The organism is Micromonospora sp. NPDC049204 (assembly GCF_040647935.1).
Classification (GTDB): domain Bacteria; phylum Actinomycetota; class Actinomycetes; order Mycobacteriales; family Micromonosporaceae; genus Micromonospora.
In genome coordinates, this window is record NZ_JBEZDC010000001.1 from 567,315 (window position 1) to 589,219 (window position 21,905).

A 21,905-nucleotide genomic window follows, 5' to 3' on the forward strand; every position below is an offset into this window, starting at 1 on the left:
CCTCGTAGCGACGGAGACCCGCATGACCACCGTTGAGCCCGATCGGGCCGCACCCGGCTGCCCCTACCACTCCGCGGACCTCACCTCCGAACGGCTAGACCTCGATCCCCTGTACGCCGAGCTACGCGACCGGGAACCGCTGGCCCGCGTCACCATGCCGCACGGCGGCGACGCCTGGCTGGTGACCCGCTACGAGGATGTCCGTGCCGTGCTCGCCGATCCCCGCCTGAGCCGGGCGGCCGGTGTCGGCAAGGACGTGCCTCGCTCGAGCCCGCTGATCCAGCACCCGGAATCGCTGCTGAGCATGGACCCTCCCGAGCACACCCGGCTACGCCGGCTCGCGGCGAAGGCCTTCACCAAACATCAGGTCGATGCCACCCGGCCACGGGTACAGGGCATTGTGGACCTTTTCGTCAACCGTCTGGTCGACGCCGGGCCGCCAGCGGATCTGGCCGTCATGCTGGCCTGGCCGATGGGCATCACGGTGATCTGCGAGGTGTTCGGCGTCCCGCCGGAGGACCGGGACCGTTTCCGGGGCTGGACGAACGAGATGATGGCGCTCACCGCCGACGACCCACGAGCCATCGAGGCCGCCCGCGCCAGCCTGGACGGTTACCTGCGCGATCTGATCGCCCGGCGGCAACGCGATCCCGGTGACGACCTGCTCAGCCAGCTGGTCAACGCGCGCGAGGGCGAGGACCGGCTCACCGACGCGGAACTCGCCATCTTCGCGGTCGACCTGCTCACCGCCGGTCACGAGACCACCGCGAACCAGACCGGCAACTTCCTCTACACCCTGCTCTCGCGGCCAGAGCTCTGGCAGCAACTGGTGGCCGAACCCACCCTGGTGCCCAGCGCGGTCGAGGAGTTGCTGCGGTTCACACCCCTGGCAGCCGCGGTGGCCCCGTTCTCCCGGATCGCCGTCGTCGACGTCGAACTACACGGCAAGGTGATCCGGGCCGGCGACGCTGTTGTTGCCCAGAATGACGCCGCCAACCGTGACCCTGCCGTCTTCACCGACCCCGAGACCATCGATCTGGGCCGTGCCACGAATCCGCACGTAGCCTTCGGCCACGGACCGCACCACTGCCCGGCGGCCGCGCTGGCCCGCCTGGAGCTGCAGGTCATGCTGGACACCCTGGTACGCCGGCTGCCGGGGTTGCGGCTGGCGGTCCCGGCCGACGACGTGAGCTGGCAGCGCAACCGTGTCATGCGTGGCGTGCGGCACCTGCCCGTCATCTGGTGACGAGCGGCTCGGGCGCGGCTCCCGACGAGGTCGCGCCCGAGCCGGTGGAGTCTCAGCTGAACGATGCGGCGTTCTCGGCCGCCCACGTGGCGAACGGCCGGGCCGGGCGACCCAGCAACGCGGCCACGTCGTACACCGGCCCGGGCTGCCCGTCGCGTTCGCGCTGGTAGTCGAGCAGGGAACGGACGAAGGTCGCCGGTACGTGCGCCGACAACTGCTGGGCGTACCTCTGCGGGTCGATCTCGCGTACCTCGATCGGCCTATTGGTGGCCGCCGCGATGGCCCGGACCTGTTCGCGTGCCGACAGCGACTGCGGGCCGGTGATCCGGTGCACTGCACCGGCCCGGCCGTCGTCGAACGCACGCACCGCGACCTCCGCCAGATCATCCGGGTGCACCGGCTCGCTGTAGGTGCCCGGGTACGGTAACGCCACCCGCCCCTCGGCCCGGATCTGCGCGGCCCACTGCAGCGCGTTGCTGGCGAAGGCCCCGGGACGCAGCACGGTCGCGCCGATCCCGGCGGCCTCGATGGCCCGCTCGACCAGCAGGTGCTGGAGCGCGATCGGCCCGGGCTGGTCGGCGTCGTGGTCGATGGCCAGCGACGACAGCAGCACGATGTGCCGCAGGCCGGCGTCGGCGGCCGCTTTCAGAAGCTGCTCAGCGCCCTCGGGTCGGGCGTAGAGGAAGATTTGCTCGACTCCGGCCACCGCCCGTGCCGCCGACGTGGGCGCAGCCAGATCAAGGTCGACCCACTCCACACCGCCGGGCAGGTCCGCCGGCTGCGTCCGGCCGGCCGCCCGGACCGGCCGGCCCTGTTCGTACAGCTGCCGCAGAACTGTGGCGCCGATGCGTCCGCCGGCTCCGGTCACCAGAATGGTCATGGCTGGTTCTCCTTGATTCGGGTCGGGCCGAGGCTGCGGAACAGGTGGTAGCGCTGGAAACCGATCGGCCGCACTCCGGGGGTCGCGGCGGTGGCCCGCAGTGTCGCCCGCCGGGTGGCGCCCGCGAGGAATGCCTCGTGGGCCGCGTCGTCGGTCCACCGCGCCAGGTTGAGCACCCGGGTGCCGTCCACGCTGAGGTGGAAACGGGCACTGAGCATGCCGCGGTGGTGCTCCGGGGGTGTCTGCTCCAGCGCCCGCACCACGGACGTGACGATCTGCTCCTGCCGGGGCGGGTCGTCGACGTCGAAATCGGCGACGACCGCGCATCCGGCGGTCGGAGCGCCGTCGAGCACGATGGCCCTGTGCGGCCGGTACTCGACGGCGGTGCGCCGGGCCACGCCGGGCAGAGTGCTGACGTGCCGGGCGTAGGCGTCCGGGTCGGCGGCGCGCACGTACAGCAGTGCGGTCTCGGCGGTGACCCCGGCATAGGCGTCCAGGGACAGCAGACCCGGCGGCCACGGGGCCGCGGTCCAGGCCGCGGTCACCTCCCGGAGCACCGCGGCGGTCGCCGCCGGGGTGTGCCAGCGGGTCACGAAGACCGCCGCGACGTCCGGCTCCGGGGAGTCCGGGTCAGCCATACGGGTGCTCCGCGCGGGCGGCACGCAGCGGGCGGGCCCACCAGACGAGCTGGTCGAACAGTGTCTTCGCCGCCGCCGCGGCACCCGCGTCGGTCACCGTCGCGCCGACGGGGAACTGTTGCCATGCGTGGTGGAAGCTGACCGTCTCCCGCACGGTGACGGTGTGCAGCTCGGCGAAGACCAGCCGTAGCTGCTCGACCGCGCGCAGCCCTCCCGCGTGGCCGCCGTAGGAGACGAAGCCGACCGGCTTGCCGGCCCACTCGCTGAGGAACCAGTCGAGGACGTTCTTCAGCGATGCCGGGAAGCTGTGGTTGTACTCCGGCGTGACGATGACGAAGGCGTCGGCCTCGGCCAGCTGTCTGCTCAGCCGGTCACGGATCGCGGCCACCTCGGGTTCCGGGGACCGCCCGGGTGCCGGCAGCACCAGCGGCAGCGGATGGTCGAGCAGGTCGATGAGATTGACGTCGAGCTCGGGCCGGGCGGCCGTCTGGGCCAGCACCCACTCGCTGACGGCCGGGCCGAGCCGAGTGTCCCGGACGCTGGCGATGATCACCGCGAGTCGTAGCGGCGAGATGTCGGTCAAGGAACTGCCTTCCTGTGCGGGGACGAGACGCCGACGGCGGCCAGCAGGCCAACCGCCGCCGCCAGGGAGAGGATCAGCCAGGCGGCACGCCGTTCGCCGGCAGCGGTGACGGTCGCGGCGACGGGCAGCAGCGCCACGGTTCCGGCCTGGACCGCCGCCTGGTAGAACGCGATCGCCGCAGGCCCTCGGCCGGGTGGCGCCGCCGTCGTCGCACGCATGTTGAGCGCGGCGAACGACAGCACCAACCCGAGACCAACCAGGGACAGCGCCGGCAGTACGCCGGTGACGTACCGGGCGGGGTGGGGGTGCCACAGCAGGCTCAGGTAGCCCAGCAGCGCGGCGGCAGCTCCCAGGGCGATCAGGCGGTCCCCGCCGAACCGGGCTACCAGGGCAGCGCCCCACGGTGCGGCGAGTGCGAGCGGCAGGCACGCCGGCAGCAGAGCGAAGGCGTTCTGCCAGCCGGTCCACCCGAACCGGCCTTGCAGGTCGAAGGTGAGCAGCAGCAGCAGGGTCTGGTAGCCCCCGTTGAGAGCCGATGCCGTCACCGCCGCCCCGAGCAGCGCGCCGGTGATCCGCAGTCCGGCTGAAGGGACGTCCGAGTGTGCCGACTCCGGCGAGTCCGGTGGCAGCAGACGACGGCTAAGCAGCATCAACGCGATGGCCACCGGTGCCGGGAAGACGAAGGTCCACCGCCATCCGGTTTCGGCCAGCGCACCGGACAGCAGCAGGCCGGTGGTGAACCCGGCCGCTCCGAACAGCGAGTACACGCCGACAGCGCGCCGCCGCATGGCCTCGTCGGGATAGGCGGTCGCGATGATGGCCAGCCCGGCGGGCGCGGTCAGGGCCGCGCACATGCCCTTGACCACGCGGATGCCGATCAGCACCGCACCGCTGTCGGCGAGGCCGCCGGCAAGGGACGCCACGGCGAAGCCGGCCATCGCCGTCAGATAGGTGCGGCGGCGGCCGAAACGGCGGGCCAGCCACGGTCCGAACGGCAGCAGTACGGCGAACCCGGCGGCGAACCCGCTGACCAGCCACTGCGCCGAGGCGAGGGGCAGGTCCAGGCCGGCCGCGACGTGCGGCACCGCGACCAGCACCACCGACACCTCGACCGCGTCGAGGACCATGGTGGCGGACAGGACGAGCAGCAGGGCTGACGAGCGGCGCGAGGTGAGCGCCGTCATGACGCCGCGGCCAGCAGCGCCGGAAGACGGCCGGTGACCAGGGCGATGTTGTCGGCGACCAGATCGTCGGGCATGCCGGCGATGTCCGCCCAGAAGATCAGGTGGCGGACCGGCAGCCCGGCGGTCAGCTCCTTGATCTCCACTGCCGCCTCCTCCGCGGTGAGGATCCGCAGCAGGCCGCGGGTGTCGCGGGCGTGCGGGTCGCGGAGGTCGTCGAGCGTCAGCGGCGGAGAGGTCTGGCCGGTGCCCTCCAGCGCGCCCTGCCGGTAGGAGTTGACCTGGTGCACCAGGTGCGGGCCGACCCGGGCCCACGCCCGCTCCGGGTCCCGGGCCAGCAGGATGGGCAGCAGATCCGCGACCCTTGCGACCGAGGGATCGTGGCCACCCTCGGCCAGGCCCCGCTGGTACTCCAGGAACGACTCGCGCGACAGGTGCAGCAGGCCGATGCCGAGCCGGCCCGCCAGGCGGGCACCACGCGGCCCGTAGAAGCCACCCCACAGCGGAGGAAGATCCTGCACCGGCGCCGGGGTGATGCCACGCTCGCGCCACAGCTCCCGCACCCGCTCGATGTGCTCGCCGGCGCGGGAGATGCGGCGGCCGAAGTCGACGTCGTACAGCTGGTACTCGGGACGGCGGTAGCCGGCACCGAGCCCGAGTTCCAGGCGCCCTCCACTGATCAGGTCCACCACGGCCGCCTGCTCGGCGATCTCGACAGGATGGTGCAGCGGGGCCACCACCACCGCGGTGCCGATGCGGGCCCGCCGGGTCCGGGCGGCGGCCGCCGCCGCGAAGGTCAGTGGCTGCGGAAGATAGCCGTCGGCGAACAGGTGATGCTCGGTGAACCAGAGGCCACCGACACCCCGCTGGTCAGCCTCGGCGCAAAAGTCGAGAATGCGGCCGTAGTGGCGGTCGCGGGGCCGCTGCCATTGCTGGGGGTTGCGCAGGTCGAAGAGCAGTCCGACATCCACGGTGCGTCCTTTCAGAACGGAGGGTTACCGTGCTTGCGGTGCGGGATGTCGCCGTGTTTGCTGGCGAGCATGGCCAGCGCGCGGCACAGCACCGGCCGGGTTTGCCGCGGGTCCACCACGTCGTCGATCAGCCCTCGCTCGGCCGCGTGATACGGGTGGACCAGTTCCGCGCGGTACTCGGCGATCTTCTCGGCGCGCGCCGCCTCCGGGTCGGGCGCCGCGGCGATCTCCCGGCGGAAGATCACATTGGCGGCGCCCTCCGGCCCCATCACGGCGATCTCGTTGGTCGGCCAGGCCAGTGCGAGGTCCGCGCCGATCGACCGGGAGTCCATCACGATGTACGCCCCGCCGTAGGCCTTGCGCAGGATCAGTGAGATCCGCGGGACGGTGGCGGCACAGTAGGCGTACAGCAGCTTCGCGCCGTGGCGGATGATGCCGTTGTGCTCCTGCACCACTCCGGGCAGGAAGCCGGGCACGTCGACAAGCGTGATCAGGGGAATGTTGAAGGCGTCGCAGAACTGCACGAAGCGGCTGCCCTTCTCGCTGGCCGGTATGTCCAGGACACCGGCCAGCACGGCGGGCTGGTTGGCCACGATGCCGACCACCTGCCCGTCGAGGCGGGCGAGGGCACAGACCAGATTCCGGGCGTACGTCTCGTGCACCTCCAGCAGTTCGCCGTCGTCGACGATCTCGGCGAGCACGGCGCGCATGTCGTACGCCCGGCTGCCGTCGGCCGGCACCAGGTCGAGCAGCGCGTCGCTGGGCCGCTGTGCGGGATCACCGCTGACGACGTTGGGTGGCAGTTCGCGGTTGTTGGCCGGCAGGAGCGAGAGTAGGTACCGCACGTCGGCCAGGCAGCTCTCCTCGTCGTCGTGGACGAAATGGGCCACCCCGGAGATGCCGGCGTGCACGTCGGCGCCGCCGAGGTCGTTCTGGCTGATCTGCTCGCCGGTGACCGCCCGCACCACGTCCGGCCCGGTGAGGAACATCTGCGCGGTGTCGCGGACCATGAACACGAAATCGGTCAGGGCCGGGCTGTACGCCGCGCCGCCCGCGCACGGACCCAGCATCACGCTGATTTGCGGGATGACGCCGGACGCACGGGTGTTGCGCTGGAAGATGCCGCCGTAACCGGCGAGAGCGGTCACCCCCTCCTGGATACGAGCGCCGGCGCCGTCGTTGAGCGACACCAGCGGAGCCCCGGCGGAGATCGCCAGATCCATCACCTTGTGGATCTTCTGGGCGTGGGCTTCCCCGAGCGCCCCGCCGAAGATCCGGAAGTCGTGGGCGTAGACGAACACGGTGCGGCCCTCGACCGTGCCCCAGCCGGTCACGACACCGTCGGTGTACGGGCGCCGGTGGTGCAGGCCGAACTCGGTGGCGCGGTGCCGGCGCAGAGCCTCCACCTCGGTGAAGCTGTCCTTGTCGAGTAGCAGGTCGATGCGTTCCCGGGCGGTCAGCTTGCCGCGAGCATGCTGGCGTTCGGTGGCCGCGGGGTCCGGGCCGAGCCGGACCGTCTCCTTGAGGTCGGCGAGTTGCGCCGTGCTCTGCCGGATGCTCATCCCAGCAACGTCCCGCCGGTGGCGTCGAGGAAGGCGCCGGTGATCCAGCGCGCCTCGTCGGTGGCCAGGAAGGTGATCACATCGGCGACGTCGCCGGTCTGACCGACCCGGTTGAAGGCGGACAGGCTCGCCATCTGCTCCACGGCCTCCGGGATGTCGAACACCGGCCCGCCGTTGTCGGTGATGCCGGGTGCGACCGTGTTGACGGTGATGCCGCGCGACGCGAGCAGCCGCGCCAGGTGCAGGGTGAGCTGCTCAATGGCCCCCTTGGTCATCGCGTATGGGATCTGGTCGGGGTTGGCGACCCGGGTGAGCCCCGAGGAGATGTTGATGATGCGGCCGCCGGCCGGCAGGTGCGCCATCGCCCGCTGGACGAGGAAGAACGGGGCCCGGGCGTTGACGGCGAAGAACCTGTCGAAGACCGCGCCGGTGACCTCCTCGAACGGGATGCCGGTTGCGGTGGTCTCCCCCGCGTTGTTCACCAGGATGTCGAGTGTCGTCTCCCCGGTGCGGTCCTTGAGCTGCTGCTCCAGGCCCAGGAACAGGGTGTGGACGTCGCCCGGGACGCCGAGTTCGGCCTGCACGGCGAAGGCCTGGCCACCGTCCTTCTCGATCAGCGCCACGGTCTCCTCTGCGGCACCGGTGTTGGCGGCGTAGTGGACGGCCACCAGTGCCCCCTCGCGGCCCAGCCGGATCGCGGTCGCCCGGCCGATGCCACGGCTGGATCCGGTGACGAGTGCGGTCTTGCCGGTGAGTCGGCTCATGCTGGAACACCTTTCTTCTCGGAGTCGTCGGAGAGCGCCGTGAGGTCGAGGCCGCCGACAGCACGGGCCAGATGGTCGCGGGCCGCGTCGAGCTGGATCAGTTCGGTGAACACCGAGCGCAGGCCCTCCACGCCCGGGTCGCCGAGCAGCAGGTCGGCCTGGACGCGGATGTGGGTGAGCGTGCGGGCGCCGGCTGCACGCCGGATTCGGTCGTAGCCGGCGAGCACGCTGTCGCCGGCATCACCCCTGGCTCGAGCGGCGAGCCGCGGGCCGAGCTCGGCGGCGTCGTGCAGGCCGAGATTCAGCGCCTGACCGCCGGCCGGGAGCTGCTGGTGGGCGGCGTCGCCGGCCAGCACCACCCGGCCGCGGACGTACTCGGCGGCCTGCCGGCCGACGTCGTCGAAGGCGTTCACCCAGCGGGGCGTGCCGTGCCCGATGTCCTCGCCGGTGACCTCAGCCCAGGTCTCGGCCAGTTCGGTGTACAGCACCGGCCCGGTGCGCCACCGGGATGCGGCACCGAAGCGGTGCACCATGATCCGGGTCGCGCCGTCCGGCCACCGCACGGCCGTGGCCATGCCGCGCGGCGTGCGTTCGAAGCGCCGGCCCGGCACGTCGATGCCGTCCACGTCGGCGCGGAGCAGCTCCCGTCCGGTTCCGGTGGTCGGCCCGGTCAGACTGAACCCGCCAAGCTGGCGTACGGTGCTGCGTTCGCCGTCGCAGCCGGCCAGGTGACCGGCGGCGATCCGGGCCGGACCGGTGCGCGTGTCGAAGTAGTCGATCTCGACGCCCTCGTCGTGTTCCCGCAGCCCGGTGACGACCGCGCCGCGCCGGATGTCGACGCCCGCCGCGACCGCCCAGGTGGCGAGGACCGACTCCAGGTGGGTCTGCGGGCACTTCCACTGCCCGGCGTACGGGTGCCCCGCCTCCCCCGCGGCGAGATCGAGCCGGATGCCACCGAAGTGACCAGGCCCGCCCTCGGGCAGGTCGCCGAGCAGGGGAAGCACCTCACGCCCGGCCAGCAGTTCCATGGTGTGCGCGTGCAGGGTGGAGGCGCGTGACTCGGTGTGCGGCGCGGTCCGCTGTTCGAGCACGGTGACCGTGACGCCGTGCCGGGCGAGGTCGCCGGCGAGGAACAGGCCGACCGGACCTGCTCCGGCGACCACCACGTCGCGGCGTCCCGGATCGCCGGTGGTGGTCATCGCCGGGATTCCGCGTACTCCTTGGCGTGGCGCAGGGTGGTCAGGCTGTTGCCACCGAGGGCCTCGCGCAGGAACCGCCGGGCCTCCGGCAGGCCGGCATCGGCGCCGAGGATGCCGGTGATGCGGTCCGGGTTGATCGCCACGGTGTGTTCCGCGGTCGCCGTGGTACGGCCGTTGGTGTCCTCGTCCAGCTGCCAGTAGCCGGTGTGCAGGGTGAGCAGGGCCGGCAGGGTGGTCTGCTTGTAGACGATGCGGTGGTGCGGGAAGGCCACCCGGACCGACTCGGTGACGTGCGAGGAACCGTCCTTGGTCAGCGTCGTCAACCGCAGGGTCTGCAGGCCGGGAATGGACTCGCTGAACTCCACGGCGGACACGTGCGGCAGCCGGTCGGCCCAGTGCTGGGCCTCGTTGAGGAAGTCGAAGACGTCCTTGGCGGAGCCTTCGATCTCGACGCTGTCGGTGAACGACAGGGTGAGCTCACCGGCCGCCGTCAGTTCCAGGCTGTCGCGCAGCCCGGGCAGTTCGGCGCGGCTGTTGTCGTCGACGGCCCGGTCGATCCAGGCGAGCTTCTCCGGGTCGTCGTCGATCGCGGAGTATTCGTGCAGCAGGCGGACCCTCGTGCGGCGTTCGGCGAGGGGCTCGATGATCCAGGTCCCGGTCATCTCGCGTACCGGTGGGGCGGGCACCTCCTGCCAGAACTGGATGCGCAAGCCGGCCTCGTCGAGCACGCGGCGTGACGTCCAGTTCTTCGCCTCGCCGTTGGCGGTGGCCCAGATGCGGATGCGTTCCTGGGTGCCGTCGCGTTCCAGGTAGTCGACGTGGATCGAGGGCGGGAACAGTTGGGGCCAGTTCTCCACCTCCGCGAGCAGGCGGTAGACGTCGTGGGCGGACGCCTCGACGACGATCTCGTGTTCGACCTGGCGGTCGGCCATGACAGGTCCTTTCGGGAGGGTCAGAAGTTGCCGAGGCCGCCGCAGACGTTCAGTGCCTGGGCGGTGATCGAGGCGGCGGGGTCGGAGGCGAGGTAGCCGACCAGACCGGCGACCTCTTCGGGGGTCGAGTACCGGCCGAGGGGGATCTTGGCCTGGAACCTTTCGAGAATCGCTTCCTCGCTGGTCTCGTACGCCGCCGCGTAGCCCTGCCGGACCCGCTGGGCCATGGGCGTCTCGACGTAGCCGGGGCAGACGGCGTTGACGGTGATGCCGGTGGGTGCCAGCTCGTTGCCGAGCGCCTTGGTGAAGCCGACGACACCATGTTTGGACGCCGAGTACGGGGCGCCGAGCACGACGCCCTGCTTGCCGGCGGTGGAAGCGATGTTGATGATGCGGCCACGCTCCTTGCCTCGCAGGCCGCCGGTGTTGAGCACCTCCCGGGTGACCCGGAAGACGCTTGTCAGGTTCGTCTCCAGCACGTCGGCCCAGAGTTCGTCGTCGAGGTCGGCGGTGACCCCGCCGCCACTGCGGCCAGCGTTGTTGACCAGGATGTCGATCGGGCCGTACCGGTTGACGGCGCTCTGCACGAAGGCGTGGACCTGCGCGCCGTCGCGCACGTCCACGGCGGCGCCGTCGACGTCGAGACCCTCGCCGGTCAACTGCTTCACGGTGTCGGTGACCGCGGCGGCGGTTCGCGCGCCGAGGAACACCCGGTGTCCCTGGGTGGCCAGCAGGCGGACCACGGCCAGGCCGATCCCGCTGGTGCCGCCGGTGACCAGCGCCGTCCGGCCGGCGCTCACGTCGGGCTCCCGGCGGCGAGCTGGGTGTTGACGGCGTCGATGACTTCGCGGGGGCGGGTGTCGCCGACGAGCAGTTCGTCGTCGAGGCCGACGGCGAACTCGCGCGCGATGCGGCTGCCGGTCTCCAGCAGGGCCAGCGAGTCGTAGCCCAGGTCGGCGAAGGCGGTGTCCAGGATGTCGCCGGCGAGGTTGACGTTCTCGCTGGTGCCGGCGCCGTCGCGCAGGATGCGACGGAGGTCGTCGAGGGTGAAGGGGGCGGATCCGGGCATGGTGTGGCCTTTCCGGTCAGGAGGGGCGGGAGGTGCTGACGAGCACGGGCTGTGGCGCGCGGACCACCAGGGCGGAGTTGAAGCCGCCGTGGCCGCGGGCGAGCACCAGGGCGGTACGCACCCGGGCGGGTCGTGGCGCTCCGGTGACCAGGTCGAGTTCGTACTCCGGGGCCGGGTCGCTGTTCACCGTCGGCGGGATGACACCGTCGCGGATGCTGAGCAGGGCAGCGGCCACGTCCAGCGGGGCAGCGCCCGAGTACAGCCGGCCGGTCATCGTCTTGGGGGCGGTCACCGGCACTCCGCGCGGGCCGAACACGGTGCTGATCGCGGCGGCTTCGACCTGGTCGAGCTCGGGAACCGCGGCCGCGTCGGCGAAGACCACGTCGATGTCGGTGGGGTCTGCGCCGGCCTCGGCCAGGGCGAGGGTGACGGCACGGACCAGGCCGGAGGGGCGGCCGGTGCCCGGGGCCGGGTCGGTGGTCGCGGCGTGCCCGGCGATCTCGCCGTAGACGTGCGGGGCCTGCCGTCGCCGTGCGTGGTCGGCGTCCTCGACGATCAACAGGGCACCGCCCTCACCGGGTACGTGCCCGGCCGCGCGCGGGTCGAACGGCAGGTAGGCGTGTTGCGGGTCGCGGCTGTTGCTGAGCCGCCCTCCGGCCAACTGGGCGACCCAGCCCCACGAACACAGGGACGCGTCGACGGCGCCGGCGACGACCACGGGTGTTCCCTTGCGGACCTGCCGGCGGGCGTGGGCCAGTGCGTCGAGCCCTCCGGCCTGGTCGCTGACGACGACGGCGCTGGGGCCGCGCAGCTCGTTGCGGATGGAGATCTGGCCGCTGTTGACGGCGTAGAACCAGGCGAACGACTGGTAGGCGGAGACGAACTGCCCGCCCTGGCTCCACAGCGCCCGCAGCTCCCTCTCACCGAATTCGAACCCACCGGAGTGACTCGCGGTGATCACGCCGACGTCGTAGGGCCCGAGGTCGGCGGGGGTCAGCGCCGCGTCGGCCAGGGCCCGGTCGGCGCTGACCAGGGCCAGTCGTGTCATCCGGTCGGTTTGCGGCAACAGCCGGTCGGGCAGCTCCTGCTCGGGGGCGAACCCGGTGATCTCGCCGGCCAGCGTGGCGGGGTACCCGGTCGCGTCGAACCTGGTGATCGGGACGATGGCGGTGCGCCCGCGCAGGGTGGCCTGCCAGTATGGGTCGACGCCGACGCCGGTGGGGCTGGCGATGCCGAGTCCGGTCACGACGGTGCGGGTGGTCATCGTGGGCTCCTGTCGGGCCGGGCCAGCACCACGGCGCTCTGGAAGCCGCCGAAGCCGCTGCCGACCGAGAGCACGGCGTCGGTACGGTGGTTGCGGGCCGTCAGTGGTACGTAGTCGAGGTCGCAGTCGGGGTCTGGGTGGTGCAGGTTGGCGGTGGGCGGCACGACGTGGTGCTCCATGGCCAGTGCGCAGGCGGCGACCTCGATGGAGCCGATCGCTCCCAGGGAGTGGCCGACCATCGATTTGATCGAGCTCATCGGGACGCGGTAGGCGTGGTCGCCGAGGCTGTCCTTGACGGCGGCGGTCTCGTGCCGGTCGTTCTGTTTGGTGCCGGAGCCGTGCGCGTTGACGTAGTCGACGTCGGAGGGGTTGAGCCGCGCCTCGGCGAGGGCCGTGCGGATCGCCTCGGCCATCTCCCGGCCGTCGGGGCGCAGCCCGGTCATGTGGAAGGCGTTGGACCGGGTGGCGTAACCAGCCACCTCGGCGTAGACGTGCGCCCCGCGGCGGCGGGCGGCGTCCAGTTCCTCGAGAACGAACACGGCGGCCCCCTCGCCGAGTACGAAGCCGTTGCGGGTCGCGTCGAAAGGACGGGAGGCGGTTTCCGGGTCGTCGTTGCGGTCGGTGGTCGCCTTGATGGCGTCGAAGCAGGCGACGGTGATCGGCGAGATCGGTGCGTCGGTGGCACCGGCGATCATGGTGTCGGCGAGCCCGTCCCGGATGACGTCGGAGGCGTAGCCGATCGCGTCGAGACCGGACGTGCAGCCGGTGGAGATCACGGTGCTGGGGCCTTCGGCGCCGGTGGCCCACGCCACCTCGGTGGCGAAGGAGCTGGGCACCAGATAGTCGTAGAGGTGCGGGACCGCGTACCGGTGGTCGACCGTGGTCAGCCGGCCGCCGTCGCTGACCGCGCGGTACTCCTGGTCCAGGCTCATCGTGGCACCGACCGCGCTGCCAATGGTGACGCCGAGGCGGGCCGGGTCGAGGGTGTGGAGTTCCAGACCGCTGTCCTGCACCGCTTCCCGGGCGGTGACCACGGCGAACTGCGCCGCCCGGTCCATCCGGCGGATCTCCTGCGGGCGCAGGCCCGCGCTCTCCGGGTTGAAGTCGACCTCGGCGGCGACGTGTGAGCGGAACGGCGCGGGGTCGAAGAACGAGATGCGCCGGGTCGCGGTACGGCCGTCGGAGATGAGCTGCCAGAAGTTCTTGGCACCCGGCGTGCCCGGCGCGGTGACCCCGATTCCGGTGATGACCACGCGGCGGGGGGCGGTCATCGGGCTTCCCAGTGGTAGAAGCGCTGTGCCAGGGCGTCGGCCGGGGAGCGCCAGGTGGCCGGGTCGTAGGCCTCGATGTAGGGCTTGAGATCGGCGCTGATCCGAACGAAACGCTCGTCGGTACGGGCTTCGTGGATGCGTTCGGCGCCGTCGGGCTGGTCGAAGTCCTGCAGGTGGAAGTAGAGGCCACGGTAGGCGAACAGCTCCCGGCGGCGGGTGCCCATCCGGTGCGGCACGTCGGTGTCGTCGAATTGGGAGAACAGCTCCGACACCGCGTCGGCGGAGCCCGGCTGCATGCGGGCGACGATCAGGGAACTGTGCGTCATCATTTCTCCTCGGAGCGGGCGCGGGCCGGTCCGAACCACCGGTTCAGCGCAGTGGGCAGGTCGTATCGGGTGCCCGGGGCGGCCCAGGCGACGTAGCCGTCGGGCCGCACCAGGACCGCGGTGGCGCCGGCGAGCGCCGCAAGGGACTGCGGGTCGCGCGGACTCGTCGTGACGATGTCGACGCGGTCGCGCCAGCCGGCGGCCCGCCGGCGCAGCCACGGGTTGTCGTTGAGGTCGAGCAGCACGCCGCGGCCGGGACGGAGCAGCGCGGCGGTGTCGGCCGGGCGGTCGCGGGCCAGCACGCTGAGCCGGGGCAGCCGGGCACCGAGCAGCGGATGGGTGCCGCCGCCGACGTCGTAGCGGATGTCGAGGCCGCTGACCTTGGCCGCCAGGTGCCGCCGCACCGGTTCGTGCGCCATCAGTTCGGTCAGGACGTCGCGAAACGGCTGCGCCTCGTCTCCGCCGAGGATGAGGCGGGCCTGCGCCTGGGTGTTGGCCAGCAACTGCCGACCGACCTCGTGGCGTTCGGTGTGGTACGTGTCCAGCAGGCTTTCGGGGGCGGTGCCGCGCAGGACCGCGGCCAGTTTCCAGCCCAGGTTGACGGCGTCCTGAATGGAGGTGTTCATGCCCTGCCCGCCGGCGGGCAGGTGCACGTGGGCGGCGTCTCCGGTGAGCAGCACCCGGCCGCGTCGGTACTGTTCGGCCAGGCGCGCCGTGTCGGTGAAGGCGCTGACCCAGATCGCCTCGGCGTGCGAGATGTCGGTGCCGGTGAGCCGTTTCCAGGCTTCGGCGACCTCGCTGAACAAGGGTGGAGCGGTGCGGCGGCGGGGTTCCGCACCCCGCTCGCAGATGATCACCCGATCGATGCCGTCGCCGAGGGGTGCTGCCATCACCATGCCGGTGGCGAGCACCTCTCCGGTCATCCGCGGTGTGATGTCGGCGCCACGGATGTCGGCGAGCAGCAGCTCGGTGGTGGGTTCGGTGCCGGGGAACGCGATGCCGGCGCGCTCACGCACCCGGCTGCGGCCGCCGTCGGCGCCGATCAGATAGCGGGCACGCAGGTGCTGCTCCCCGCCGGCCGTGCGGACCCGAACCTGTACCGCGTCCTCGTCCTGCTCGAGGTCGAGCATCTCGTGTCCGAAACGGATGTCGCCACCCAGGTCGCGTACCCACTCCTCGAGGACCTTCTCGGTCACCGACTGCGGTACGCCCTGCACGGCGCTGGCCTGCCCGCCGAGGACGGCCAGGTCGAGCGGGATGCCGCCGAAGTGACCACGGGTGGTGGTCGGCAGCTGAGGGAAGCGGGGCAGCAGTCCTCTCTGGTCGAAGGTCTCCAGCGTGCGGACGGTGAATCCGAGGCCCCGGGATTCGCCGGAGCGGGCGGTGAGCCGGTCCAGCACGACGACGTCCGCACCAGCCAGCCGAAGTTCTCCGGCCAGTGCGAGACCGGCCGGGCCGGCGCCGACGACGATCACCGAAGCATCCATGGTTTTCCTCCCGACTGATGGCCGCGGCGCACCATTCGAATTGATGGACGTCACCATCGGAGTGGACGCCGACAATCGTCAATCGTTCGCCGCCCTGAATTCAACCCATGCATTCACAGTTTCACCGCAGAGCTGGGTCAAGCGGTTGTCAAATCCCCCCTCAGCAACCCCAGCGGGACGTCGGCCGGACGGTCGCCGCAGCGCTGCCACTCGGCCGGGGAGCTCGTGAAGATACAGAAGAACTACAGAGAATTGTCAATTCATCGACGGCGCTCGGCCCCGACCTCGGCGTGATCGCCGGACGTGACGTCACTCACTTCCGTTGGGCAAACCCAAGACCCTAGCCTAAGCACCGGCGGCGACGAGGCGGCTCTGCATGGTGCAAAACCTATCAAACCTATAGGTTATGTATGCATGCATGACGACACGGGCAGATCCGCCGGAGATCACGGCGTAGCAACGAGGGAGCAGTGCGAATGAGGGCCCTGGTGGTCGATTCCGACAATTCCCGGCGCGCAGATCTCAGCGCACAGTTGAAAAGGCACGGCTTCGACGTCACAGAATGCGGCACCGGAGCTGAGGCAATCGGCACGCTCGACCGTTCCGACCTCATGCTGATAGACCTGTGCCTGCGTGACATGGACGGCGTGGAAGCATGCCGGCGGGTGCGCGCCACCAGCGACGTCCCGCTGATCGCGTTCACCGAGCAGCACATGGCCGTCGAACGGGTCCTGAGCCTGCAGGCCGGCTGCGACGACTGCGTGACCAAGCCGTACGGCGTCCGCGAACTCCTCGCCCGGATCGAGGCCATCATGCGCCGCGTCCGGGCCGGAGCGGGGCGCACCAGATCCGGAGCCGTGATCATCCGCGGCGACCTGCACATCGACCCGCGCGTCCGCGAGGTCCGCGTGCACGGGAACCCCGTCCAGCTCACCCGCAAGGAGTTCGACCTGCTGCACCACCTCGCCGGCGAACCGGACGTCGTCCACTCCCGGACCCGCCTCGCCACCGAGGTCTGGGGCTTCCCCGCCGACACCTACACACCGAGCCTGACCACCAGCCGGACCATCGACACGCACGTGAGCGCCCTGCGCACCAAACTCGGGGACCGCGACGTGATCGTCACGGTACGCGGCGTCGGCTTCCGGCTCGGCCGGTCGATGCCGTCCCGGCTGTCTCGGGCCGGCTGAGCTTCCCCGCCGCCCACCACCCCCCTCACCATCACGGAGTATCCCCATGCCAATACCACGCGGGCTCACCACGGTCGCCGCCATGCTCCCAGTCCTGCTCGTCGCCTGCGGCACCGCAGCCGAGAGCCGGTCCAGCGGCGGGACGCCACGATCCGGCGGTGAGCTGAAGTTCGCCCTGCCCGCCGACCCGACCTGCCTCGACCCGCACCAGGCGGCGACCAGCGAGGGCCTCTACGTCGCCCGCGGCCTGGTCGACTCGCTCACCGACCAAAACCCGGCCACCGGTGAGATCGTGCCCTGGCTGGCGACGTCCTGGAGCGTCACCAAGGACGCCTCCGAGTTCACCTTCCACCTGCGCGAGGACGCCACCTTCGCCGACGGCACCCCGGTCGACGCCGAAGCGGTCAAACGCAACCTGGACGACGTCGCCGCGCTGGGCGCCAAGTCCATCCTCGGCAGTGGGTTCGTCCAGGGCTACAAGGCCACAAGGGTGACCGGACCGCACACCGCCGTGGTCACCTTCGGCGGCCCCAACGCCCAGTTCCTCCAGGCCACCTCCACACCAACGCTGGGCCTGCTCGCGCCCACCAGCCTCGGCAAGGGCGCGGAGCAGCGCTGCACCGGCGGGCTGGTCGGCTCCGGACCGTTCCAGCTCGGAGGCTACGAGACCAACCGCAGCACCACCCTCACCCGCCGGACCGGCTACGCCTGGCCCTCTCCACTGAGCCTGCACCAGGGCGACGCCCGCCTGGAGAAAGTGACCTTCCTGGTGATGCCCGAATCCGGTGTACGGACCGGCAGCCTCACCTCCGGGCAGGTCGACGGCATCGCCGGTGTCGCACCCCAGGACGAGCCTGCCCTGCGTGGCGGACGCGTCAGTCTGCTCAGCCGGGCCAATCCGGGCGTCCCCGTCGCCTTCAGCGTCAATACGGCCCGGCCGATCGCCGCCAACCTGGCCGTACGTCAGGCGGTGCAGGCCGCCGTCAACCGCACCGAGGTCGTCGACACCGTCCTGAGCCCCAGCTACCGCCCGGCCACCAGCGCGCTGTCCAGCAGCACCGCGAATTTCACCGACAACAGCCCTCTGCTGCGGCACGACCCGCAGACCGCACGCCGGTTACTCGACGGCGCCGGCTGGCAGCCCGGACCGGACGGCATCCGGTCGCACGACGGCCAGCGGCTCACCCTCGAAGCCATCCTGGCCACCAACTTCGGACCCAACAAGGCCGCTGTCGAGCTCATCCAGCAACAACTGCGCGACGTCGGCATCGAACTCGACCTGCGGATCCTCTCCATCGCCGACTACCAGCAGGCGCGCGGCAGCGGCGACTACGACCTCGCCTGGGGCAGCGGGACACGCGCCGACCCGGACATCCTGCGTACCGCCTTCTCCGACAAGCTGCTCAACCTGTCCCGGATCAACGACCCCGACCTGCAGCGAGACCTGGACGCGCAGGCCGCCGCCGGCGACGCGAAGCGGCGTGCCGAGCTCGTCGCCACCGCACAGCGGCGGGTGCTCGATCAGGCGTACCAGATCCCGGTGTTCGAAATGACCACCGTCTTCGCCCTCACCGGCAAGGTGCACGACATCGCGTTCACCTCCTCCTCCGGCCTGCAGTACTACGACGCATGGCTGTCCTGACCGCCGGCCGCCGGATGCTGCACGCCGTGCTTGTGCTCTGGGCCGCCTACACCCTCTCCTTCGTGCTGCTCTACGTGCTGCCCGGCGACCCGGTGGCCGTGATGGCCGCCGGCGGTGGTGACGCCACCACAGTGGCCGCGGGGCAGCTCGACGCGCTCCGGGCCGAACACGGCCTGGACCGCCCGCTGCCCGAGCAGTACCTGGACCGACTCACGGGCACGGTACGCGGGGACCTGGGCACGTCGGTGCAGACCGGGGAACCGGTCGCGCGGATGCTGCTGGACGCGCTGCCACCGACCCTGCAACTGGCCGCCGGAGCACTCGGCCTCGGCGTGCCGCTGGGCGCCGCCGTCGCCCTGCTCGCCGCATACGTCCGCCGCCGTGGGCTACGGAGGCTGCTGCTCTCGCTGCCCGGCGCCGGCATCTCGGTGCCCACCTTCTGGGTCGGCCTGGTACTGCTGCAGGTCTTCTCGTTCCGGTGGGCGCTGCTGCCGGCGTTCGGCGACGGCTCTGCCGCGGCCGTACTGCCAGCGATCACGCTGGCTCTGCCGGTCGCCGCACTCGTCGGCCAGACCTTCGCCCGCGGCCTGGGCGACGCCCTGGCCCAGCCCTACCTGGACACCGCGGCCGCCAAGGGCGCCGGACGGGCCCGGCTGCTGCTGCGGCACGCCGCCCGCAACGCCGCGCTCACCCCGCTGGCCGTGACCGGCGTGCTGGCCGGCAACATCCTTGCCGGCGCGGTGGTGGTCGAGACGGTGTTCTCCCGCCACGGCATCGGGCGGCTGACCGCGACGGCAGTCGCCGCCCAGGACATCCCCGTGGTGCAGGGCGCGGTGATCCTCGGCGCGGCCTGCTTCGTGCTGGTCAGCCTGGCCACCGAGCTGCTGATGCCGGTGCTCGATCCGCGGCTACGCACCGCCACCGGGGCCCGGGAGGTGGTCCATGGTTGACACTCGACTGCCCCTTCCCGGCCGCCTGCTCGACCGGGTCGGCCGCCGGACCGCCCGACCGGCACTCGTCGCGTCCGGCGCCATGATCCTGGTCGTCGTGCTCGCGGCCACCGCACCGCGGCTCCTGACCAGCCGCGACCCGCTGGCCGCGGCGCCCGCCAGCCGGCTGCTCCCACCGTCGGCGACCCACCTGTTCGGCACCGATCTGCTGGGCCGCGACCTGTTCGCCCGGGTCGTGCACGGCAGCGCACTCACCCTGCAGGCCGCGCTGATCGCCGTGGCCGTGGGCCTGGTGGCCGGAACAGTGCTCGGACTGCTCGCCGGCTGTCTGGGCGGACGCGCCGAGGAACTGCTCATGCGCGGGGTCGACGTGCTGCTCGCCATACCTGGGCTGCTGCTGTCGCTGGCACTCATCACCGCGCTCGGCTTCGGCACCGTCAAGGTCGCCCTCGCCGTCGGACTGACCAGTATCGCGATGTTCGCGCGGGTCGTCCGCGCGGAGGCGGCCCGGATCGTGCGGATGCCGTACGTGGAGGCCGCCCGCGCCGGCGGCACCCGGTGGCCGCTCGTGATCCTCCAGCACGTGCTGCCCAACGTGGCAGGCACCGTCCTGCTCTACGCCGCCGTCGACTTCGGTGCCGTCGTCCTGCAGGTGTCCGCCCTGTCCTTCCTCGGCTACGGCGCCCCGCCCCCCGAACCCGAATGGGGATCTCTGATCGCCGAAGGCCGCGACTACCTGGGCACTGCCTGGTGGCTGACCACCCTGCCGGGGCTGGTCATCACCGCCACCGTCCTGGCCGCCAACCGCATCGCACAGGCCGCCGGCACGGCGCAGGAGAGTCGATGAGCATGCCCGACACATCACCGCTGCTGAAGGTCGAGAACCTCGCGGTCGACTACACGAGCGGGCGGCGGGTCGTACCTGCCGTACGGGATGCTTCCTTCCACGTCGCCGCCGGTGAGACCGTCGCCCTCGTCGGCGGCTCCGGATCCGGCAAGACCACCACAGCTCGGGCGGTGATCGGCTTGTTGCCGGCGTCGGCGCGCCTCACGGGTGGCCGGATCCTGTTCACCGGCCCGGGCGACCCAGCCGCCGCTGACCTCGCCCGAGCCCCGGAACCGGTGCTGCGCCAACGGCGTGGTCGGCACATCGGCCTGGTCCCGCAGGACCCGATGGTGTCGCTCAACCCGGTACGCACCATCGGCTGGCAGGTCGCCGAGGTGCTCGCCATCCACCGGCTCGCGCCCGACCGACGCACCGCCCGCGCCCGAGCCGCCGACCTGCTGGACCAGGCCGGGCTGCCGAACGCGCACACCCTGCTCGACCAATTCCCGCACGAACTCTCCGGCGGCATGTGCCAGCGCGTTCTCATCGCGATCGCCCTGGCCGCCGGACCCGCCCTGCTGATCGCCGACGAGCCGACCAGCGCCCTCGACGTCACCGTGCAGCGGCGAATCCTCGACCACATCGCCACCCTGACCCGCGACAGTGGGACGGCCCTACTGCTGGTGACCCACGACCTGGCCGTCGCCGCCGACCGAGCCGACCGGGTCGTCGTGATGGCCGACGGCATGGTCCGCGAGACGGGTAGCGTCGGCTCGGTGCTCGGCGCGCCCCGCGACCGGGCCACCCGGGACCTCGTTGACGCACTGGCCCGGCCAGCCCCTCGGACCAATCCACCACCCGCGACACCCGGCGTCACCCCGCTGATCAGCGGTGACGGCCTGGTAAAACGGTTTGGCAGTGGGACCGCCGTCGACCACGTCAGCATCCGGCTGGACCGCGGCGAGACCGTCGCCCTGGTCGGCGAATCCGGCTCCGGCAAGACCACCACGGCGCGGCTGCTGTTGCGCCTGACCGCCGTCTCCGCCGGAAAAGTTCGCTTCGACGGCGCCGATATCACCGCGGCGCGGGGACGCGACCTGCGCCAGCTGCGCCGCCGCATGCAGATGGTCTATCAGAGCCCCTATGCCTCTCTGGACCCCCGGCTCACGATCGCCGACGCCGTCACCGCACCGCTGCGGGCCTACCGGGTGGGCAACCGTGCCGACCGCGCCGCACGGGCCGCAGACCTGTTGGACCGAGTACGGCTACCGACGACCGTGCTCGACCGGCGACCGGGTGAGCTGTCCGGCGGGCAGTGCCAACGGGTCGCCATCGCCAGGGCCCTCGCCCTTGAGCCGGACCTGGTGGTGCTCGACGAACCGGTGTCCGCGCTGGACGCGTCGAACCGCAACCGGATCCTCGAACTGCTGCACCAGCTGCGCACCGAACTGGGCCTCAGCTACCTGATCATCTCCCATGACCTGGGCGTGGTCCGCGAGATCGCCGACCGGGTCGCGGTGATGCGGGCCGGGCGGGTGGTGGAGACCGGCCCGGTCGCCGATGTGCTCGGTGAGCCGGTCGACCCGTACACCCGGGAGTTGGTCGACGCGGCCCCCGGTGCCGCCGCCGGTGATCTGTTCACGCGGCTGGCATGACCTCACGCTCGACCATCGGCAGCGTCCGCCAGCTGTGCGCCACCACGACGTCGGGATACCGGTGGGGCCGTCCCCAGACCGCGGACCGCCGGTTGGGCCCTCGCTTGGCGTCCGGCGACGACGCGACCGCGGCGGCACGGGCCAGCAGCACGGCGACGACCGCGGCCAGCTCGACCGGGTCCAGGTCACCGGACTCGACAACGATTGTCATAAATCCTCCCCACGGTGGTCGCCAGCGCCGCGAACGGCTGCCGGCGCAGTCCGGCCAA

22 protein-coding genes are annotated in these 21,905 nt (G+C 71.6%); 6 read left to right on the forward strand and 16 right to left on the reverse strand.

Features of this window, described 5'->3' with window-relative positions; translation table 11 throughout:
- The first annotated feature begins 22 nt into the window (after positions 1–22).
- Positions 23–1,246, forward strand: a complete 1,224-nt coding sequence (locus tag AB0A90_RS02610; protein ID WP_357240449.1) for a cytochrome P450 — start codon at positions 23–25, stop codon at positions 1,244–1,246.
- Between the two features lie 52 nt (positions 1,247–1,298).
- Here the strand turns inward: AB0A90_RS02610 and AB0A90_RS02615 are convergent, their stop codons facing one another.
- Genes AB0A90_RS02615 through AB0A90_RS02685 form a run of 15 tightly spaced genes read right to left on the reverse strand, consistent with a single transcriptional unit; the run spans position 1,299 to position 15,373 of the window.
- The gene (locus AB0A90_RS02615; RefSeq protein ID WP_357240452.1) at positions 1,299–2,126 is read right to left on the reverse strand and encodes an NAD(P)H-binding protein; all 828 of its coding nucleotides are present in this window, start codon (positions 2,124–2,126) and stop codon (positions 1,299–1,301) included.
- A complete protein-coding gene (locus tag AB0A90_RS02620; RefSeq protein WP_357240455.1) occupies positions 2,123–2,764 on the reverse strand; it encodes a hypothetical protein in 642 nt (213 codons plus the stop codon). Before AB0A90_RS02620 ends, AB0A90_RS02615 begins: the two co-directional genes overlap by 4 nt.
- Positions 2,757–3,347, reverse strand: a complete 591-nt coding sequence (locus AB0A90_RS02625; protein WP_357064840.1) for an NAD(P)H-dependent oxidoreductase — start codon at positions 3,345–3,347, stop codon at positions 2,757–2,759. Before AB0A90_RS02625 ends, AB0A90_RS02620 begins: the two co-directional genes overlap by 8 nt.
- The gene (locus AB0A90_RS02630; RefSeq protein WP_357240457.1) at positions 3,344–4,531 is read right to left on the reverse strand and encodes an MFS transporter; all 1,188 of its coding nucleotides are present in this window, start codon (positions 4,529–4,531) and stop codon (positions 3,344–3,346) included. Before AB0A90_RS02630 ends, AB0A90_RS02625 begins: the two co-directional genes overlap by 4 nt.
- Positions 4,528–5,499, reverse strand: coding sequence for an LLM class flavin-dependent oxidoreductase (locus tag AB0A90_RS02635; protein ID WP_357240459.1), 972 nt, complete (start codon positions 5,497–5,499; stop codon positions 4,528–4,530). Before AB0A90_RS02635 ends, AB0A90_RS02630 begins: the two co-directional genes overlap by 4 nt.
- Positions 5,500–5,510: 11 nt before the next feature.
- Positions 5,511–7,061 (reverse strand): acyl-CoA carboxylase subunit beta, encoded by a 1,551-nt coding sequence (locus AB0A90_RS02640; protein WP_357240461.1) that lies wholly within the window; start codon positions 7,059–7,061, stop codon positions 5,511–5,513.
- A complete protein-coding gene (locus AB0A90_RS02645; RefSeq protein WP_357240464.1) occupies positions 7,058–7,825 on the reverse strand; it encodes an SDR family oxidoreductase in 768 nt (255 codons plus the stop codon). The genes AB0A90_RS02640 and AB0A90_RS02645 overlap by 4 nt, the downstream gene beginning before the upstream one ends.
- Positions 7,822–9,024 (reverse strand): FAD-dependent oxidoreductase, encoded by a 1,203-nt coding sequence (locus AB0A90_RS02650; protein WP_357240467.1) that lies wholly within the window; start codon positions 9,022–9,024, stop codon positions 7,822–7,824. The genes AB0A90_RS02645 and AB0A90_RS02650 overlap by 4 nt, the downstream gene beginning before the upstream one ends.
- Positions 9,021–9,956: an aromatase/cyclase gene (locus AB0A90_RS02655; RefSeq protein ID WP_357240470.1), complete on the reverse strand. Its 936-nt coding sequence runs from the start codon at positions 9,954–9,956 to the stop codon at positions 9,021–9,023. Before AB0A90_RS02655 ends, AB0A90_RS02650 begins: the two co-directional genes overlap by 4 nt.
- A gap of 20 nt (positions 9,957–9,976) precedes the next feature.
- A complete protein-coding gene (gene fabG, locus AB0A90_RS02660; protein ID WP_357240473.1) occupies positions 9,977–10,756 on the reverse strand; it encodes a 3-oxoacyl-ACP reductase FabG in 780 nt (259 codons plus the stop codon).
- On the reverse strand, positions 10,753–11,025 hold the full coding sequence (locus AB0A90_RS02665) for an acyl carrier protein (RefSeq protein ID WP_357064825.1): 273 nt from the start codon (positions 11,023–11,025) through the stop codon (positions 10,753–10,755). The genes fabG and AB0A90_RS02665 overlap by 4 nt, the downstream gene beginning before the upstream one ends.
- A 16-nt stretch (positions 11,026–11,041) precedes the next feature.
- Positions 11,042–12,289 carry a ketosynthase chain-length factor gene (locus AB0A90_RS02670; RefSeq protein WP_357240476.1) on the reverse strand — a complete coding sequence of 416 codons (1,248 nt, stop codon included), beginning with the start codon at positions 12,287–12,289 and terminating at the stop codon, positions 11,042–11,044.
- A complete protein-coding gene (locus tag AB0A90_RS02675; protein WP_357240479.1) occupies positions 12,286–13,560 on the reverse strand; it encodes a beta-ketoacyl-[acyl-carrier-protein] synthase family protein in 1,275 nt (424 codons plus the stop codon). The genes AB0A90_RS02670 and AB0A90_RS02675 overlap by 4 nt, the downstream gene beginning before the upstream one ends.
- The gene (locus AB0A90_RS02680) at positions 13,557–13,886 is read right to left on the reverse strand and encodes a TcmI family type II polyketide cyclase (RefSeq protein WP_357240482.1); all 330 of its coding nucleotides are present in this window, start codon (positions 13,884–13,886) and stop codon (positions 13,557–13,559) included. Before AB0A90_RS02680 ends, AB0A90_RS02675 begins: the two co-directional genes overlap by 4 nt.
- Positions 13,886–15,373 carry an FAD-dependent monooxygenase gene (locus AB0A90_RS02685; protein ID WP_357240485.1) on the reverse strand — a complete coding sequence of 496 codons (1,488 nt, stop codon included), beginning with the start codon at positions 15,371–15,373 and terminating at the stop codon, positions 13,886–13,888. Before AB0A90_RS02685 ends, AB0A90_RS02680 begins: the two co-directional genes overlap by 1 nt.
- A gap of 476 nt (positions 15,374–15,849) precedes the next feature.
- Between AB0A90_RS02685 and AB0A90_RS02690 the strand changes: the two genes are divergently transcribed.
- From AB0A90_RS02690 to AB0A90_RS02710, 5 genes are read left to right on the forward strand one after another with little or no spacing between them, the layout of a single operon-like run.
- A complete protein-coding gene (locus tag AB0A90_RS02690; protein WP_357240488.1) occupies positions 15,850–16,563 on the forward strand; it encodes a response regulator transcription factor in 714 nt (237 codons plus the stop codon).
- A 46-nt stretch (positions 16,564–16,609) separates the two neighbouring features.
- On the forward strand, positions 16,610–18,205 hold the full coding sequence (locus AB0A90_RS02695) for an ABC transporter substrate-binding protein (RefSeq protein ID WP_357240491.1): 1,596 nt from the start codon (positions 16,610–16,612) through the stop codon (positions 18,203–18,205).
- Positions 18,193–19,155 carry an ABC transporter permease gene (locus AB0A90_RS02700; protein ID WP_357240494.1) on the forward strand — a complete coding sequence of 321 codons (963 nt, stop codon included), beginning with the start codon at positions 18,193–18,195 and terminating at the stop codon, positions 19,153–19,155. The genes AB0A90_RS02695 and AB0A90_RS02700 overlap by 13 nt, the downstream gene beginning before the upstream one ends.
- The gene (locus AB0A90_RS02705) at positions 19,148–20,002 is read left to right on the forward strand and encodes an ABC transporter permease (RefSeq protein WP_357240497.1); all 855 of its coding nucleotides are present in this window, start codon (positions 19,148–19,150) and stop codon (positions 20,000–20,002) included. Before AB0A90_RS02700 ends, AB0A90_RS02705 begins: the two co-directional genes overlap by 8 nt.
- Positions 19,999–21,636: an ABC transporter ATP-binding protein gene (locus AB0A90_RS02710; protein WP_357240500.1), complete on the forward strand. Its 1,638-nt coding sequence runs from the start codon at positions 19,999–20,001 to the stop codon at positions 21,634–21,636. The genes AB0A90_RS02705 and AB0A90_RS02710 overlap by 4 nt, the downstream gene beginning before the upstream one ends.
- Here AB0A90_RS02710 and AB0A90_RS02715 read toward each other — a convergent pair.
- Positions 21,620–21,847 (reverse strand): acyl-CoA carboxylase epsilon subunit, encoded by a 228-nt coding sequence (locus AB0A90_RS02715; protein ID WP_357240503.1) that lies wholly within the window; start codon positions 21,845–21,847, stop codon positions 21,620–21,622. The two genes, AB0A90_RS02710 and AB0A90_RS02715, sit on opposite strands and share 17 nt — an antisense overlap.
- Between the last annotated feature and the right edge of the window lie 58 nt (positions 21,848–21,905).

Excerpts from the sequence above, each read along its gene's own strand:
- AB0A90_RS02670 (WP_357240476.1), bottom strand. The coding sequence starts at position 12,289 with ATGACCACCCGCACCGTCGTGACCGGACTCGGCATCGCCAGCCCCACC.
- AB0A90_RS02615 (WP_357240452.1), bottom strand. The coding sequence starts at position 2,126 with ATGACCATTCTGGTGACCGGAGCCGGCGGACGCATCGGCGCCACAGTT.
- AB0A90_RS02700 (WP_357240494.1), top strand. The coding sequence starts at position 18,193 with ATGGCTGTCCTGACCGCCGGCCGCCGGATGCTGCACGCCGTGCTTGTG.
- AB0A90_RS02620 (WP_357240455.1), bottom strand. The coding sequence starts at position 2,764 with ATGGCTGACCCGGACTCCCCGGAGCCGGACGTCGCGGCGGTCTTCGTG.
- AB0A90_RS02665 (WP_357064825.1), bottom strand. The coding sequence starts at position 11,025 with ATGCCCGGATCCGCCCCCTTCACCCTCGACGACCTCCGTCGCATCCTG.
- AB0A90_RS02675 (WP_357240479.1), bottom strand. The coding sequence starts at position 13,560 with ATGACCGCCCCCCGCCGCGTGGTCATCACCGGAATCGGGGTCACCGCG.
- AB0A90_RS02695 (WP_357240491.1), top strand. The coding sequence starts at position 16,610 with ATGCCAATACCACGCGGGCTCACCACGGTCGCCGCCATGCTCCCAGTC.
- AB0A90_RS02710 (WP_357240500.1), top strand. The coding sequence starts at position 19,999 with ATGAGCATGCCCGACACATCACCGCTGCTGAAGGTCGAGAACCTCGCG.
- AB0A90_RS02650 (WP_357240467.1), bottom strand. The coding sequence starts at position 9,024 with ATGACCACCACCGGCGATCCGGGACGCCGCGACGTGGTGGTCGCCGGA.
- AB0A90_RS02645 (WP_357240464.1), bottom strand. The coding sequence starts at position 7,825 with ATGAGCCGACTCACCGGCAAGACCGCACTCGTCACCGGATCCAGCCGT.
- AB0A90_RS02705 (WP_357240497.1), top strand. The coding sequence starts at position 19,148 with ATGGTTGACACTCGACTGCCCCTTCCCGGCCGCCTGCTCGACCGGGTC.
- AB0A90_RS02630 (WP_357240457.1), bottom strand. The coding sequence starts at position 4,531 with ATGACGGCGCTCACCTCGCGCCGCTCGTCAGCCCTGCTGCTCGTCCTG.
- AB0A90_RS02655 (WP_357240470.1), bottom strand. The coding sequence starts at position 9,956 with ATGGCCGACCGCCAGGTCGAACACGAGATCGTCGTCGAGGCGTCCGCC.
- AB0A90_RS02685 (WP_357240485.1), bottom strand. The coding sequence starts at position 15,373 with ATGGATGCTTCGGTGATCGTCGTCGGCGCCGGCCCGGCCGGTCTCGCA.
- AB0A90_RS02680 (WP_357240482.1), bottom strand. The coding sequence starts at position 13,886 with ATGACGCACAGTTCCCTGATCGTCGCCCGCATGCAGCCGGGCTCCGCC.
- AB0A90_RS02690 (WP_357240488.1), top strand. The coding sequence starts at position 15,850 with ATGAGGGCCCTGGTGGTCGATTCCGACAATTCCCGGCGCGCAGATCTC.
- AB0A90_RS02610 (WP_357240449.1), top strand. The coding sequence starts at position 23 with ATGACCACCGTTGAGCCCGATCGGGCCGCACCCGGCTGCCCCTACCAC.
- AB0A90_RS02640 (WP_357240461.1), bottom strand. The coding sequence starts at position 7,061 with ATGAGCATCCGGCAGAGCACGGCGCAACTCGCCGACCTCAAGGAGACG.
- AB0A90_RS02715 (WP_357240503.1), bottom strand. The coding sequence starts at position 21,847 with ATGACAATCGTTGTCGAGTCCGGTGACCTGGACCCGGTCGAGCTGGCC.